This window comes from Micromonospora sp. NPDC050695, from assembly GCF_040654415.1.
GTDB lineage: Bacteria > Actinomycetota > Actinomycetes > Mycobacteriales > Micromonosporaceae > Micromonospora.
The window spans coordinates 1-15,523 of record NZ_JBFAHZ010000084.1; the positions used below are offsets into that span (position 1 = coordinate 1).

At 73.7% G+C, this 15,523-nt stretch carries 12 protein-coding genes and 1 pseudogene; 3 read left to right on the forward strand and 10 right to left on the reverse strand.

Annotated features, from left to right (window positions below):
- Nucleotides 1–431: 431 nt before the first annotated feature.
- From cobA to cobC, 3 genes are read right to left on the reverse strand one after another with little or no spacing between them, the layout of a single operon-like run.
- Complete coding sequence (gene cobA, locus AB0H52_RS30410) at nt 432–1,688, reverse strand: uroporphyrinogen-III C-methyltransferase (RefSeq protein ID WP_151492172.1); 1,257 nt, start codon at nt 1,686–1,688, stop codon at nt 432–434.
- A 28-nt stretch (nt 1,689–1,716) separates the two neighbouring features.
- Nucleotides 1,717–2,835 carry a nicotinate-nucleotide--dimethylbenzimidazole phosphoribosyltransferase gene (gene cobT / locus AB0H52_RS30415; RefSeq protein ID WP_151492182.1) on the reverse strand — a complete coding sequence of 373 codons (1,119 nt, stop codon included), beginning with the start codon at nt 2,833–2,835 and terminating at the stop codon, nt 1,717–1,719.
- On the reverse strand, nt 2,835–3,920 hold the full coding sequence (cobC, locus tag AB0H52_RS30420) for an Rv2231c family pyridoxal phosphate-dependent protein CobC (protein ID WP_151492173.1): 1,086 nt from the start codon (nt 3,918–3,920) through the stop codon (nt 2,835–2,837). Before cobC ends, cobT begins: the two co-directional genes overlap by 1 nt.
- A 121-nt stretch (nt 3,921–4,041) precedes the next feature.
- Between cobC and AB0H52_RS30425 the strand changes: the two genes are divergently transcribed.
- Complete coding sequence (locus AB0H52_RS30425; protein WP_151492174.1) at nt 4,042–6,174, forward strand: transglycosylase domain-containing protein; 2,133 nt, start codon at nt 4,042–4,044, stop codon at nt 6,172–6,174.
- Between the two features lie 7 nt (nt 6,175–6,181).
- On the opposite strand, the gene AB0H52_RS30430 is transcribed toward AB0H52_RS30425, so the two are convergent.
- Together AB0H52_RS30430 and AB0H52_RS30435 are read right to left on the reverse strand one after the other, a co-directional pair.
- On the reverse strand, nt 6,182–6,751 hold the full coding sequence (locus AB0H52_RS30430) for a GNAT family protein (protein WP_151492175.1): 570 nt from the start codon (nt 6,749–6,751) through the stop codon (nt 6,182–6,184).
- Nucleotides 6,748–8,151, reverse strand: coding sequence for a cobyrinate a,c-diamide synthase (locus tag AB0H52_RS30435; RefSeq protein WP_357951699.1), 1,404 nt, complete (start codon nt 8,149–8,151; stop codon nt 6,748–6,750). Before AB0H52_RS30435 ends, AB0H52_RS30430 begins: the two co-directional genes overlap by 4 nt.
- Nucleotides 8,152–8,323: 172 nt before the next feature.
- Between AB0H52_RS30435 and AB0H52_RS30440 the strand changes: the two genes are divergently transcribed.
- Nucleotides 8,324–9,145 (forward strand): SURF1 family protein, encoded by an 822-nt coding sequence (locus AB0H52_RS30440; RefSeq protein ID WP_357951701.1) that lies wholly within the window; start codon nt 8,324–8,326, stop codon nt 9,143–9,145.
- A 10-nt stretch (nt 9,146–9,155) separates the two neighbouring features.
- On the opposite strand, the gene AB0H52_RS30445 is transcribed toward AB0H52_RS30440, so the two are convergent.
- The 5 genes and pseudogenes from AB0H52_RS30445 to AB0H52_RS30465 all read right to left on the reverse strand — a co-directional run bounded on the left by AB0H52_RS30445 (nt 9,156) and on the right by AB0H52_RS30465 (nt 14,379).
- Complete coding sequence (locus tag AB0H52_RS30445) at nt 9,156–10,748, reverse strand: ATP-dependent DNA ligase (RefSeq protein WP_225854729.1); 1,593 nt, start codon at nt 10,746–10,748, stop codon at nt 9,156–9,158.
- Nucleotides 10,749–10,835: 87 nt separating this feature from the next.
- Nucleotides 10,836–11,042 carry a hypothetical protein gene (locus tag AB0H52_RS30450; RefSeq protein WP_139585616.1) on the reverse strand — a complete coding sequence of 69 codons (207 nt, stop codon included), beginning with the start codon at nt 11,040–11,042 and terminating at the stop codon, nt 10,836–10,838.
- Nucleotides 11,043–11,108: 66 nt separating this feature from the next.
- Nucleotides 11,109–12,452: a dipeptidase gene (locus tag AB0H52_RS30455; RefSeq protein ID WP_192580438.1), complete on the reverse strand. Its 1,344-nt coding sequence runs from the start codon at nt 12,450–12,452 to the stop codon at nt 11,109–11,111.
- A gap of 36 nt (nt 12,453–12,488) precedes the next feature.
- On the reverse strand, nt 12,489–13,622 hold the full coding sequence (locus tag AB0H52_RS30460; protein WP_357951703.1) for a M48 family metallopeptidase: 1,134 nt from the start codon (nt 13,620–13,622) through the stop codon (nt 12,489–12,491).
- 68 nt (nt 13,623–13,690) lie between these two features.
- A pseudogene (locus AB0H52_RS30465) lies at nt 13,691–14,379 on the reverse strand (hypothetical protein).
- A gap of 651 nt (nt 14,380–15,030) precedes the next feature.
- Here AB0H52_RS30465 and AB0H52_RS30470 point away from each other — a divergent pair.
- Nucleotides 15,031–15,432: a rhodanese-like domain-containing protein gene (locus AB0H52_RS30470; RefSeq protein WP_278126786.1), complete on the forward strand. Its 402-nt coding sequence runs from the start codon at nt 15,031–15,033 to the stop codon at nt 15,430–15,432.
- The last annotated feature ends 91 nt before the right edge of the window (nt 15,433–15,523 follow it).

The window sequence follows — 15,523 nt, forward strand, 5'->3', positions numbered from 1 at the left end:
CACGAGCCCGATCGGCCAGCATCGCGATCAACTGCTCATCCGTCACCGCACCCACCGGCTCGGCGGCCGGCTGTCCCACGGTCGTCTCGGTCGTCTCGGTCGTCATCTGGCGTCTCTCCCTTGATCGGTCGATCAGCCGTTATTTGTACAGTCCCTGCCCTGGCGACCAGGTACGACAAGCTCGCCGACTCCTACCAGGCCACACTCGACCTCGCCGAAACCCTCGACTGGCTCCGCGCCATACCCGATCAAACCCCATGATCCGCCAGATACGCCCTAGGTGTTGCGTCGGTTGAAGCAGAGCAAAGGACGCGCAAGTGACCTGCCGGTCTCTGCCGCCCGCACCGCCGGACTACACCGCGCCCGAACCCGCACCCCGCCCGCCCCCGTACCGCCCGGGCAGCTCCGTCGCGCGTGGACTCGTGCCATTGTTAGCGGCCGAGGGCCTCCACCACGTCGCCCACGACGACGACGGCGGGCGGGCGCAGCTCGGCGGCGACCAGGTCGGCGGCGACTGTGCCGAGTGTCGAGCGCAGCACCCGCTGGGCACCCGTCGTGGCCTCCTGGACGACGGCGGCCAGTGTGCCCGGCGGCCGGCCGTGCGCGATCAGCGTCTCGGTGATGGCCGCGAGGTTCTTCAGCCCCATGAGGATCACCAGCGTCCCGCGCAGACCCGCGAGGGCGTCCCAGCGCACCAGCGAGGCCGGCGAGTCGGGTGCCAGGTGCCCGGAGACCACGGTGAACTCGTGCGCCACCCCCCGATGGGTGACCGGGATCCCGGCCGCGGCCGGGGCGGCGATCGAGCTGGTCACCCCCGGCACGACGGTCACCGGCACACCGGCCTCCGCGCACGCCAGCAGCTCCTCGCCGCCCCGCCCGAAGACGTACGGGTCACCGCCCTTGAGCCGGACCACGAAGGCACCCGCCAGGGCACGGTCGACCAGGATCTGGTTGATCTCCTCCTGCGCGCGGGACGGGCCGTAGGGAATCTTCGAGGCGTCCACCAGCTCGACGTCGGGGCGCAGCTCGTCCAGGAGCAGCCCGGGGACCAGCCGGTCGGCGACCACCACGTCGGCCTCGGTGAGCAGCCGCCAACCCTTCACCGTGATCAGTTCCGGGTCGCCCGGGCCGGCCCCGACCAGTGCCACCCGCCCGGACCGCCGCCCCCGGGTCGCCTCGGTCGTGCCGGTCGCCTCGGTCGCGCCGCGCGTCCGGGCGGCACCCTCGGGCACGAGGCGGGCGGCGAGCAGGTCACGGATCGCGTCGCGGACGGTCATCGCCCGTCGGGGATCCCCGCCGCCGAGCACGGCCACGGTGACCGGACCGTGTCGGGTCACCGCCGGAGTCCAGGCCGTGGCGGCCGTCCGGTCGTCGGCCCGGACGCAGAAGATCCGCCGTCCGGCGGCGGCGACGCTCACCGACTCGGCGGCGGCCGGATCGTCGATCGCCACCTGGACCAGCCACGCCCCGTCCAGATCCTCGGGCGTGAACCGGCGTGGCGCCCAGCGCAGCCGGTCGGCATTCACGTGGGCGCGCAGCGCCGGGGTCAGCTCCGGCGCCACCAGCAGGACGTCCGCGCCGGCGTCCAGCAACGCCGGCACGCGGCGGGTGGCGACCGCGCCGCCGCCCACCACGACCACCCGCCGCCCATCGAGGCGCAGGCCCAGGGGGTACGGACTGGTGCTCACACCGCACCACCGAGCCGGACGCGCGCGATCACTTCTCGGCCACCCCGGCGGAGTCGAAGGTGGCCACCTCGTGCAGCACCCGGACGGCGCCGGTGACCACGGGCAGCGCCAGCAGCGCGCCGGTGCCCTCGCCGAGACGCAACCCCAGGTCGATCAGCGGGTCGAGGCCCAGGTGCCGCAGCGCCACCGTGGCGCCCGGCTCGGCCGAGCGGTGACCGGCGACCATGGCACCGACCGCGTCCGGGGCGAACGCCGCGGCGGCGAGCGCGGCGGACACCGCGATCACGCCGTCGAGCAGCACCGGTGTGCGGCGGGCCGCGGCGCCCAGGATCAGCCCGGCCAGCGCGGCGTGCTCCAGGCCACCGACGGCGGCCAGCACGCCCAGCGGGTCGGCCGGGTCGGGCGTGTGCCGGGCCAGCGCGGCCCGCACCACGGCCACCTTGTGCGCGTACGTCGGGTCGTCGACCCCGGTGCCCCGGCCGGTGGCGTCGAGCGGGTCGGCGCCGGTGAAGGCGGCGATCAGCGCGGCGGCCGGGGTGGTGTTGCCGATGCCCATGTCACCGGTGAGCAGGATGCGGGCGCCGGCGTCGATCAGCTCGTCGGCGATCCGGATACCGGTCTGCACCGCCGCCAGCGCCTCGTCCCGGGTCAGCGCGGCGGTCACCGCGAGGTCCCGGGTACCCCGGCGGACCGACGCGACGACCAGCCGGGGCACCGCCGGGTCGAGCACGGCCGAATCGGGCCCGGCCGCGTCGAGCCCGGCACGATCGGGCCCGGCCGCGTCGGAGGGCAGCGGGTGGGCCACGCCGACGTCGACGACGGTGACCGAGGCGCCGGCCTGCCGGGCGAACGCGTTGACGACCGCCCCGCCGGCCAGGAAGTTGCCGATCATCTGCCCGGTGACCTCCTGCGGCCACGGGGACACCCCCTGGGCGTGCACACCGTGGTCACCCGCGAAGATCGCCACCGCGGCCGGCTCGGGCAGCGGCGGCGGGCAGGCCCCGGCGAGCCCGGCGAGGCGTACCGACAGGTCCTCCAGCAGGCCCAGCGATCCCGCCGGCTTGGTCAGCCGGCCGTGCAGCTCACGGGCGGCCGCCATGGCCGACTCGTCCGCGGGCCGGATCGCCGCGATCGTGGTCTCCAACATCATGCCTCCATGATCTCGCGCAGCACCTCGATGAACGCGTCGATGGTGTTTCGGTCGCGTACCGCCACCCGCAGCCAGTCCGGGCCGAGCCCGGGGAACGTGTCGCCCCGGCGCACCGCCCAGCCCCGCTCACGCAGGGCGGCGCGTACCCAGCTCGCGCCGGTCAGGTGCAGCAGCACGAACGCGCTGGCCGGGCGGCCGACGACGCGTACACCGGGCAGGTCGGCCAGGCGCGCGACCAGGTGGTCGCGGTCGGCGGCGAGGTCGGCGGCGATCGCGCGTTCGGCCTGGACCGCGACGGGGCTGGCGCAGGCCGACGCGGCGGCCAGCGCCGGCGTGGAGACGGCCCACAGGGGTTGGACGGCGGCCAGCCGGGCCAGCAGGTCGGGCGCGCCGAGCAGGTAGCCGATCCGCAGGCCGGCCAGGCCCCAGGTCTTGGTGAGGCTGCGCAGCACGAGCAGCCCGGGCAGGTCGCGCCGCTCGGCCAGCGACTCCGGCTCGCCGGTGTGGCCGGGGGCGGTGGTGGTGTCGGCGAACGCCTCGTCGACCACCAGCACCCGGCCGGGGCGGGCCAGCGCGGCCACGGTCCGCGCCGGATGCAGCACGGAGGTGGGGTTCGTCGGGTTGCCGATCATGACCAGGTCGGCGTCGTCGGGCACCAGGCCCGGGTCGAGACGGAAGTCCTCGGCGGGGTCCAGCAGCACCCGCTCGACCGGGTGTCCGGCGGCCCGCAGGGCCGCCTCCGGCTCGGTGAACTGGGGATGCACCACGACCGGGCGGCGGACCCCGCGCAGGGCTTGGGCGATCAGCACGAAACCCTCGGCGGCGCCGGCGGTGAGCAGTACCTCGTCCGGGTGACGCCGGTGCCGGGCGGCGACCGCGGTCCGGGCCGGTGTCGGGTCCGGGTAACGGGCCAGGTCGGTGAGGGTGGCGGTGATCGGGTCGGCGAGCCAGTCCGGCAGTGGGGCCCGGCGGACGTTGACGGCGAGGTCGATCAGGCCGGCGGTCGCCTCCGCGTCGCCGTGGTGCGCGAGGTCCGGCTCGGCCCCGGCGGTCGGGGCCGCTGTGCGCGGCTGATCAGACATGTCCGCGATCCTGCCGGGAAGGCGGCCGGTGGGACAGCCGATCTCGACGTAAGCCGCGTCACCACTCGCGGGTTTATGAGTTCTTCTCATGCACGAATCGGAAATGTCATAACTTGACCCTGTGAGCAACCGACCCCTTGCTGCCGCTGGTCGACTCGTCCCTCTCCTCCGCGCCGGGCTCATCGCCGGAATCGTGATCGCCGCCGCCGCGTACCCGCTGGTCGCCGTCACCGGTCTCGGCGCGAAGGCCACCGCGCACGCCGTGGAGCAGAAGACCAAGCTGCTGACCACCGCCCTGCCCGCCGAGACCTCGTACCTCTACGCCCCCGACGGCAAGACGGTGCTGACCATGTTCTACGAGGAGTACCGGCAGTACACCAAGCTGTCGGACATGTCGCCGAACATCCAGCAGGCGATCGTGGCCGCCGAGGACTCCCGCTTCTACCAACACCACGGCGTCGACCCGAAGGGCGTGGCCCGCGCCTTCGTCGCGAACGCCCACTCCAGCGGCGTGTCCCAGGGCGCCTCCACGCTGACCATGCAGTACGTCCGGATGGCCCTGCGGGACAGCGCGACCACGCCGAAGGAGGTCCAGGAGGCCACCCAGCAGACCAGCCTGCGCAAGGTCAAGGAAATGCGGATGGCGCTGGACCTGGAGAAGGAGATGAGCAAGGAAGACATCATGGAGCGGTACCTGAACTCCGCGTACTTCGGTCACCGCGCGTACGGCATCTACGCCGCCAGCGAGATCTTCTTCTCCAAGACCCCCAAGGACCTCACCCCGGTCGAGGCGGCCACCCTCGCCGGGCTGGTCAAGTCCCCGTCCGAGTACGACCCGGCCGACTCCGACCAGAAGGAGGCCACCGGGCGGCGCAACTACGTCCTGGACCGGATGAGCCAGCTCGGCTACCTCTCCCCCGACTCCGCCGCCGCGGCCAAGTCCGAGCCGATCCGGCTGAAGCTGACCAACCCGCCCAACGACTGCGCCGCGATCCCGCAGAAGTTCAACAGCTGGGGCTTCGCCTGCGACTACCTGAAGAACTGGTGGAGCGCGCAGCCCGCGTTCGGGGCGAACCGGTTGGAACGGATCGACAAGCTGCGCCGTGGCGGCTACCGGATCGTGCTCAGCATCGACCCGAAGGTCCAGGACGCGGCGGAGAAGAACGTCGGCACCAAGGAGAACACCGGCAGCCCCTTCGCCAACGGCATCGTGGTCTCCGAACCCGGCACCGGACGGGTGAAGGCCATGGCGGTCAACCGCACCTACTCGCTCGACCTGGCCGAGAACCCGCAGAGTTCCAACCCCGAGGCGGGGCCGAACGTGAAGGCCAACTATCCGAACACGGTTGCGCCGCTGCTCGGCGGCGGTGACCTGCCCGGCTACCAGGCCGGATCGACGTTCAAGATGTTCCCGATGCTGGCCGCACTGGACTCCGGGATGACACTCTCCACGTCCTTCAACGCCCCGTACCGCTACAAGTCGTCCGTGTACGACGGCTGGGCGCCCTCCAACGCCAGCGGCGCGATGACCGGCGAGCAGACCATGTGGTCCGGCTTCGGCAAATCGGTCAACACGTACTTCGTGTGGCTGGAGGAGAAGGTCGGCGCGGACCGGGCCGTCCGACTGGCCGAACAACTCGGGCTGCGCTGGCGCACCGACGTCGACCGGGAACAGGCGTCCCCGGGCAAGGCGAAGAAGTGGGGCGCGTTCACCCTGGGCGTCTCCGACGCCACTCCGCTGGAGATGGCCAACGCGTACGCCGCCGTCGCGGCCGACGGCCGCTACTGCGAGGCGATCCCGGTGCAGGCGATCATGAACCGGGACGGCACCCCGGCCACGTACGACACACCCGGTGGCATCCACCGCGAGGTGGCCAAGCCCCGCTGCCGGCAGGTGGTCAGCGCGGACGCCGCCCGGGCGGCCACCGACGCGGCCCGCTGCCCCACCGGGGACCGGCCGGCACGCGGCGGCTGCGGCGGCTGGTCCACCGCCGACAGCGTCCGGGGTACGGTCGGCCGCCCGGTCGCCGGCAAGACCGGCACCACCGACAGCACCCGCTCGGCCTGGTTCGTCGGCTACACCCCGGAACTGGCGGCGGCGAGCTTCATCTCCGACCCGGACAACCCGTTCAACGCGGTCGGTGACGGACAGTCCCAGATCCCGATCAAGGCGGTCTCGGAGACCCTGCGCGACGGGCTGAAGGGACAACCCACCCGCCAGTTCACACCGCCCTCGGACGCCATCGTCGGGTGACCGTCGCTCAGCGCAGGTCGGCGGCCACGAACGACCAGAGTTCCAGGTCCACCCGGCCGCCGCCGACGAAACCCGCGTTGCGCAGCAGACCCTCGTAGCTGAACCCGGCCTTCTCGGCGACCCGGCGCGAGGCCAGGTTGCCGGGGGCCACCCGCAGCTCCACGCGCTGGAAACCGTGCTCCAAAATCAACGCGATGGCCACCGCGTCCACCGCCTCGGCGGCCAGCCCGAAACCACGCGCGTGCGGTGCCATCGCGTAGGACACCTCGGTGGCGCGGGCACCCCAGTCGGTGCGCCTCGTCCACAGCGAGCCCACCACCTGGTCGTCCTCACGACGCAGCACCGTGTAGTGGTCACCGTCGCCGCTGTCGCGCCGCTGCCGGGCCAGATCCGTGCACCAGGCGTGCCCGTCGATCGGGCCGGAGTCGTCGGCCAACGGCAGCCACCGCCGGGTCAGCTTGTCCGCGAAGATCTCCCCGGCCGCCGCCGCGTCCGCGGCGACGACCCGCCGCACCTCCGTACGAGGGGTGGAGACGGTCAACGCCGGGAAGCGGCGCACCGCCACCTGACCGATCACGCCGGCACCCCACCGGGCTGCGCGGGCACCACCTCATCCGCGGGCTCGGTCGCCGCGGCGGCGACCAACCGGGCCGCGGTCGCCGGATGACCGGCCCAGTGCAGGGTGAGCTGCGAGGCGTGCACGTTGCGCCACACGAACCCCTCCGGCGTGCCGCCGTCCCAACTCCAGGCCGGACGCTGACCGGCGCGCGGCGTCAGCACCGCCCGGTGCTCCTTGTGCCCCACCAGGACCGTGCCGGCCGCGGCGACCACGCTGTCCGTCTGGGCCGTCGCCTCCCGGTAGCCCACCACCAGGCCGTCCCGGCTGACACCGACCGCGTCGAGCACACCGCACATCGGCAGCCCGTCCAACTCCCGCGCCAGCCACAGCAGGCCGGCGCCCTGGGCGATCACCGGCCGCCCGGTACGCGCCAACTCGGCCACCGCGATGCAGAGCCGCCGGTTGGCCGACAACTGCTCGGCGTACGCCTCGGGCAGCGCGCCACCGACGACCAGCGCGCGGGTGCCCACCGGCAGCGCCTCGTCGCGCAGCGGATCGATCGTGACCACCTCGGCGCCGGCGGCCCGCAGCAGCTCGGCGGTCTCCGGCTGGCTGAAGCTGCCGCCCGGCCCACCGGCGAGCGCCACCAGCGGACGCGCAGCCGGGACGGCCAACGCGCCCAGCGCCTCCTGCGGCGACCAGGCCGGCGCCGGCAGCGGCGGGGCCGAGCGGGCCAGCCCGAGCAGCCGTTCCAGATCGACCGTGGCGGCGACCGCCTCACCCAGCCGGCGGACCGCGCGGACGGCGTCCGCGGACCCGTCGACCACCGGCGCCACGCCGTGCCGCCGAGACGGCAGCACCGCCGGCAGGTCCTGACGGCGCAGCGCCCCATAGACGGGCACACCCACGTCGTCGAGCGCCTCCCGCAGCATCCCCTCGTGCCGGGACGACGCGACCCGGTTGAGGATCACCCCGCCCAACCAGAGCTGCTCGTCGTACGAGCGGAACCCGTGCACCAGGGCGGCCACCGACTGGCCCATCGCGGCCACGTCGACCACCAGCACCACCGGGCTGCGCAGCGCGGTGGCCGCGGCGGCCGTGGACTCCTGCTCGGGGCGGCCACCGACCGAGTCGTACAGGCCCATGCTGCCCTGCACCACGGCGAGCCCGGCACCCGCCGCGCCGTGCGCGACCAGCGGGGCGAGACGGTCGACACAGACCAGCCGGGGATCGATCACCCGGCCGGGCCGACCGGCGGCGAGGCCCAGGTAGGCGGCGTCGACGTGATCCGGGCCGAGCTTGAACCCGGCGACGTCGACACCCCGCTCGGCCAGGGCGGCGAGCAGCCCGATCGCCAGCGCGTTCTTACCGTGCCCGGAGGACGGCGCGCTGAGCACCAGGCGCGGCACGACGGTCATCATCGACTCCTCGCGGGCGGCGGCGGGTACGCGACGGGCGACCGGGGGGTCGATCCGTCGGCGTGACGATACCCGCCCGCCCCGACGCGCGAGCACCGCCAACGGGGGCCGCGCGCACCGTCCCGGCCCGGTCGCGGACAGTGGTCCCGGTCATACGAGTAGCCTCGGTGCCGTGTACCGGTTCCTGCTGAGCCCACGCTGGCTGGGCGCCCTCGCGCTGACCCTGGTCGCCGCCGCCGTCATGGTGTTCCTCGGCAACTGGCAGCTGGACCGCTACCGGGGGCGTACCGAGGTCAACGAGCGGATCGACGCCGGCCAGCGGATGGCTCCGGTGCCACTGGCCGACGCGCTGGGCGCACCCACCGGCGGCGCGGGCAGGGCCGGCCCGGCTCCCGCCAAGGAGAAGGTCTGGACCCGGGTCACCGTCACCGGCCGGTACGACCCGACGAACACGGTGCTGGTGCGGGGCCGGACGGTGGACAGCCGGGTGGGCTTCGAGGTGCTCACTCCGCTGGTGCTCGCCGACGGCTCGGCGCTGCTGGTGGACCGGGGTTGGATTCCGCCGGCACCGGGCGGCGCGACCGCCCAGCCGCCGGTGCCCGCCGCGCCCACCGGCGACGTGACGGTGGTGGGTCGGGTGCACGAGACGGAGAGCGGCGCCGGCGCGGTCAGCCGGCGCGACGGGCGGCTGGAAACCCGCCGCATCGCCGTGCCGCGCCTCGCCGGCGAGCTGCCCTACCCGGTGTACGGCGCGTACCTGCTGCTGGACGAGCAGACGCCGGCCGCCAACCCGACGTTCAAGGCGGTGCCGGTCGGGCACGCCAACAACTGGCAGAACTTCGGCTACGTCGTGCAGTGGTGGCTCTTCGCCGTGATGGCGCTGTTCGGCTACGGCTGGGTGGCACGCCGGGAGGCCCGCCGGGCCGCCGGCATCGGTGCCGAGAGCAAGCCGCTGGACCGGGCCGCCGAGCCGACCCCCAGCGCGTCCGCCTGATCGCGCCCGGTCAGCCGGTCACCCGGCCGGCGTGGATGGCGCGGACCGCGTCGATGGTGTCCGCCTCGGCGGCGGACTTGTCGTCGCGGTAGCGCACCACCCGGGCGAACCGCAGCGCCATCCCACCCGGATAGCGGGAACTTGTCTGCACCCCGTCGAAGGCGATCTCCACCACCTGCTCGGGCCGGACCCGGACCACCCAGTCGCCGCGCTCCACGGCGAGGTCGAGGAAACGCTCGGTCTGCCAGCGCAGCAGCTCGTCGGTGAGCCCCTTGAACGTCTTGCCGAGCATCACGAAGTCACCGGTGCGCGGGTCGCGGGCACCCAGATGCAGGTTGGACAGCCACCCCTTGCGCCGACCGCTGCCCCACTCGACGGCGAGCACCACCAGGTCGATAGTGTGCCGAGGCTTGACCTTGACCCAGGCCGCGCCGCGCCGGCCCGCGTCGTAGGGGGCGTCCGGCGCCTTGACCACCACGCCCTCCTGGCCGGCGTCGAGCGCGGCGGCGAACGCGGCGCCGGCCTGTTCCGGGCCGTCGACCTCCATCCGCCCGACCAGCAGCGACGAGTCGACCGCGCCGGCGAGCGCGGCCCACCGCTCCCGGCCGGGCAGGTCGATCAGATCCTGGCCGTCGAGGTGCAGCAGATCGAAGAAGTACGGAGTGAGCACCGTCGCGCCGGTGCTGGCGGCCGCCGCGAGCACCGCCGGGGCGACCGGAGTGCCACCGGTGGTGCTGGGCGTGGTGCGCCGGGCGGCCCGGCTGGAGGTCTGCTGGAACGGCAACGGGCGGCCGGTCTGGTCCAGGCCGATCGCCTCGCCGTCGAGCACCAACTCCCGGCCGGGCAGGGCACGGACGGCGGCGACCACCTCGGGCACCCGGGTGGTGATCTCGTCGAGGCTGCGGGTGAAGACGGCGATGTCGGCACCGGAGCGGTGCACCTGGATGCGGATGCCGTCGAGCTTCACGTCGACGACCGCCGGCGTGCCGGTCGCGGCGAGCGCCTCGTCGACCGAGGGGGCGCTCTGCGCGAGCATCGGCGCCAGCGGCCGGCCGACCTGCAGGCCGAACCCGGCCAGCTCGGCGGCGCCACCGGAGAGCGCGGCCACCGCCACCGCGCGCAGGTCGCCGGCGAGCAGCAGGGCTCGACGCACCGTCGCCACCGGGACGTCGGCGGCTCGGGCCACCGCGTCGGCGAGCAGCCCGGCCTGGGCGCCCTGACGCAGCTCACCGCTGAACAGGCCGGTGAGCAGACGCTGCTCATCGGCGGTCGCCGCCGCGTACAGGGCACCGAGCAGTGCCCGACGCCGAGCCTGCGAGCCCGAGCCGTGCACCGCGGCGATCTGCGCGATGGACGCGTCGACGGCGGCCACCGTCAACGTCGGCTCGGCCGCCGGAGGCGGCAGGTCACGCAGGCTCGCGTAGCCCACCCCGGTCTGCCGCTGACGCAGCTCACCGGCGAGATAGCCGGCGCCGGGCTCCACCTCGGCCGGGTCGAGCCGGCGCAACGCGTCAGCCAGCAACTCCACCTTGGCCCGACGGCCGTTGGTGGCGGCGACGGCGGCGGAGGTGGCTGCCAGGTCAAGGAACCGCACGACGTTCATCCTGCCAGTCACCTCCGACACCGCCCGGGCATTGCCGTGCCCGGGCGGTGTCGGCGCGGTGCCGCCGCCCCCACGAGGGCGGCGGGATCAGGCGGAGACGGGTTCCTCGATGCGCAGCCCTCGGGCGCGAACCTCGCCGGCGACCCGGGCGAGCACCGAGTCGAGGGCGACCAGGGCGGCGGAGAGATCACCGAGCTGTTCGTTGAGCGTGTCCTCGGACCACGCGGAGACATCGACGTCCCCCAGCGCGCTGACGGCGGCCCCCAACCGGGCCATCACCTCGTTCGTACTCATGTTCGAAAGGCTATAACAACCCGGCCTGCGACACGCCGAAAACCCCTGATCAGGGTCGAAAGATGTCTAGATCCCCGCCTCGGCGACCTTGCCCAGCAACAGCGCCTCGGCGAGGCAGACCCGGGCGAACTCCCCCAGGTGCAGACTCTCGTTCGGGCCGTGCGCGCGGGCGTGCGGGTCCTCCACACCGGTCACCAGGATCGCCGCCTTCGGGAACATCTCCTGAAACGTCGCGATGAACGGGATCGAACCGCCGATGCCGATGTCCACCGGATCGGTGCCGTCCCAGGCGGCACGGAAAGCCGAGCGCGCGGCGTCGAACATCGGCCCGGACGCGTCGATCACGCACGGGTTGCCGTCGTGCTCCAGGCTGACGGTCACCTGAGCACCCCACGGCGCGTGCGTCTCCAGGTGGGCGCGCACCGCCGCGTACGCCCGCTTGGGGTCGTCACCCGGAGCGAGACGGATGCTGAGCTTCGCCTTCGCGGCCGGGACCAGCGCGTTCGGCGCCTCGCCGGTGGGCGGCGCGTCGATGCCGAGCACCGCCACCGCGGGCTTGGTCCAGAGCCGGTCGGTGATCCGGCCGGTGCCGATGAACCGCACACCCTCGGCCAGACCGGCCTCGGTCCGGATCCGGTCCTCGGGGTAGTCGACGGTGGCGCCCTCGCGGCCCACCAGCCCCTCCACCGCCACGTCACCGGCGTCGTCGTGCAGCGTCGCCAGCAGGCGGACCAGCGCGGTGAGCGCGTCCGGGACGGCACCGCCGAACATGCCGCTGTGCACCGCGTGGTCCAACGTGCGGACCTCGACGAAACAGTTGACCACGCCGCGCAGCGAGGTGGTCAACGCCGGCACGCCGATGTCCCAGTTGCCGGAGTCGGCGATCACGATGACGTCCGAGGTGATCTCGTCGCGGTGCTCGGCGAGCAGCCGCTCCAGCGAGTCGGAGCCGAACTCCTCCTCGCCCTCGATGAACAGCACCACACCGACCGGCAGCGCATCCCCGTACGCCCGCAGGGCCGCGACATGCGCCATGACGCCGGCCTTGTCGTCGGCCGCGCCCCGCGCGTAGAGCCGACCGTCGCGCTCCACCGGCTCGAACGGGTCGGACTCCCACAGCGACCGGTCGCCGACCGGCTGCACGTCGTGGTGGGCGTAGAGCAGCACGGTGGGCGCGCCGGGCGGAGCCGCCCGACGGCCGATCACCGCGGGCTGGCCGCCGGAACGTACGATCTTGACGTCCAGGCCGCAGCCGCGCAGCAGCTCGGCGACCGCCTCGGCGGAGCGTTCCACGTGCGAGTGGTCGAAACCGTCAAAGGCGATGCCGGGGATGCGGACGAGGCGTTCCAGGTCGGCCCGTACGCCGGGCATCTCCCGCTCGACGGCGGCCCGCACCTCGGACTCGGACATGATCGGTGAGGTCATGACCGGCATCGTATGCCGGCCTTACCCGGGCGTGCCGGCCGAGCCCGTACCGTCACCGCCGGAACCCGCCCGCGCGCCCGGCGCGGCCCGGCCGGCCCGCTGCGCGCGACCGGCGGCCTCGGTGGCGGCATCCATCCAGGAACGGGCCCGGCCGGCGGTGCCGCCCACCCACTCGCCGACGTCGCTCGCACCGTCGCCGAGGCGACGCAGCAACCCGACCAGCGGATCGGTGGACCGGCTGAACTCCTCCCGGTACGACTCGGCGGCGGCCTTGATCTCCTCCGAAACGCTGGTCGAGGCGTCGTCGTCGCGGCGCGGATAGTCCCCGGCCAGCACCCGCCCGTACGCCCCGGAGTCGATCCACTGCCGCAGCTGCGCCGCCCGCGCCACCGGCACCGGGTGCGTGCTCCACGCCGTCATCCGGATCTTGTGCAGGCTGTCGCGCAGGTCGCCACCGCCGGCGTACTCGGCGGCCTGCTCCAGGAACGCGGTCGTGTCGATCTGCGACAGGTCACCGCCACCGGCGAGCTTCATCAACAGCCGCAGCGCGGCCGCCGGGTCCTGCCCGGCGAGCAGGCCCGCCCGGTCGGCCGACAGCTCCGCCTTGCGCCACCACTCCAGCATCGCCGCGATGATCGCCCGCAACGCGAACGCCCCGACCGGCAACCAGCTCAGGTTGGCCGCCCAACGGGTGAGGATCATGAGCATGGTCTTGTAGACCGCGTGCCCGCTGCCCACGTGCCCCAACTCGTGGCCGAGCAGGCAGCGCAGCTCATCCTCATCGAGCTGCTGCACGCAGGCGGAGTTCAGCACGATGAACGGCCGGTCCAGACCGACCGCCTCGGCGCCCAGCCAGGGCGACTGCGTCACGTACAACTCGGGCAGCTCCGCCACGTCGAGCGCCGCCGCGGCCTCGGTGTAGCGCTGCCACACCGCCGGATACTGCCGGTGGTCCACCCGGATGCCGGACGCCAGCACGGACAGCCGGAAACCCCGCTCGTTCCACATTCCGAAGAACGCCCGCACCACGTCGTCGAACCCGCGCAGCTCGCGCAACGCGACGAGCGCGCCCCGGTCGGCCGGATGCTCCCAGGCCCGAGAGCTGATGCCGGTGAGGGTGATCCGGCGTCGCGCTGGCGCGTCCGCTGCCGTCATGGTGGGCTCCCCGTTCGCCGTAGCTCCTCGCATCGTGCCCCAGCCGGTGGCCGACGTCCATGCCCCGCTCAGCGGACCCGCACGTAGTACCGGCTCCCGTCCAGGGGCAGGGTCGGCGCCCCGTCGACCACCAGGTCGACCCGGGCGGCCGTGTCGTCGGCGGCGAAATGCGCCCGCTCCCCGACGTGCCAACGGCGCAACTCGGGCAGGATCTCCGGGCCGTCCCGCTCGACCGCCCGCGCCAGCCGCAACGACGCGGGCGCCGTGACGAACACGGCCAGCGTCACCTCCGGCGCCACGATCCGACGGGCCGCGCTGACCCCCTCCACCACCAGCACCGGCGCCACCGGCACCGGCACCGGCCGGGGCAGAAACCGTCGCCGCACCCAGCTGTAGCGTCGGTAGGCACCGGGTTTCCCCTCGCGCAGCGGAGCGAGCACCTCCTCGTCCAGCCGCGACCAGAAGCTGAACTGGTCGTCCCAACCGTCGAGCAGGTCGTCGGTGTGCACCACCGGAGGCCGGCCGCCGCCGGGTAACGCCGCCAGGGCGTCCGCGAGGTGCGCGGCGAACCGGCTCTTACCCGCGCCACTCGGCCCGTCGACCGCCACCAGCCGGGTCCGCCCCAACCGCGCCGGGCCCGCGAGCACCCGACGCGCCACCTCGGCGTACGCCTCGACGACCGCCACGGGACGCACCTCGTGACCGGCTAGCCCGGTCGGCCCGCCGACGTCCCCGACCTCGTCGTAGGCGTCCCCAACCTCGTGGCGGTGTGCGGCCTCGTGGCGGTGTGCGGCCTCGTGGCGGTGTGCGGCCTCGTGGCCGGGTGCGGCGTCGTCGTGGGCGTCCCGGATCCCGTGGCCGTGTGCGGCCTCGCGGCCGAGTGCGACCCTGCGGGCGGACGCGGCCTCCTGGCCGGGAGCGGCCTCCTGGCCGGGAGCGGCCTCCTGGCCGGGAGCGGGCCTGCCGGTTCCGGGATTCAGTGTGGCTCCACGTGTTCCGGCCGTGCGGTGGCCGATCCGCCGACGAACGGCCCGGGATGGCCCGTCAATCCGTGCCGACGTGCGCCGCCGGGGCCGCACCGCTGCGGATGCTCACCGACGAACAGTTCCCTGGTAACGAGTCCGTGCACGACCGCAGTATCCCCCGCCCTCAAAGGATCAGCGCCAAGATCGACTCGGTTTCAGCGAAGGTGGGGTATCCGAGCCGGCGGGACACCGCGCCTTCACTGAAACCGAGTCGATCACGGTGCCCGGGCCGCCCCCGTCGCCGGTCTGACCCGTCCGACTGACGGCCATCGCCCGAACCCGTCACGTCCGGGGGAATTGGGGCGGCGGCGGGTGACGCCGGGCCCGTTCGCCTCCCGGGGTGGCATACCAATCGGCATCATCGGGTGGTGCTCCGAGACGTGATGAGCCCCGGCATCGACGCCCTGCTCGAACAGGCCCGAGCCGGGCTGCACCGACTGACTCCGCAGCAGACCGTCGAGGCGGTCCGAGGCGGGGCGCTGCTGGTCGACACCCGTACCGAGACGCAGCGCCGTGAACAGGGCGACCTGCCCGGGGCGGTCGTCATCGACCGGACCGTGCTGGAATGGCGCCTCGACCCGGCCAGCGCCTGGCGCATCCCGGAGGCCACCGGGTACGACCGGGAGATCATCCTGGTGTGCCGGCAGGGTTACAGCTCCAGTCTTGCAGCCGCCAGCCTGCAGACCCTCGGCCTCCGCCGCGCCACGGACATGATCGGCGGCGTCGACGCCTGGCTCGCCGCGGGCCTCCCCACCACAGACCGCCCCGCCGACATCCGCCCCTAAGAGCGACCGGCAATAGGTATCCAAGATTCGGACAGTTGGATACCCGGGGGTAGCAAGCAGGCACGGGAGGTTGATCATCGGAGTTCTCTAC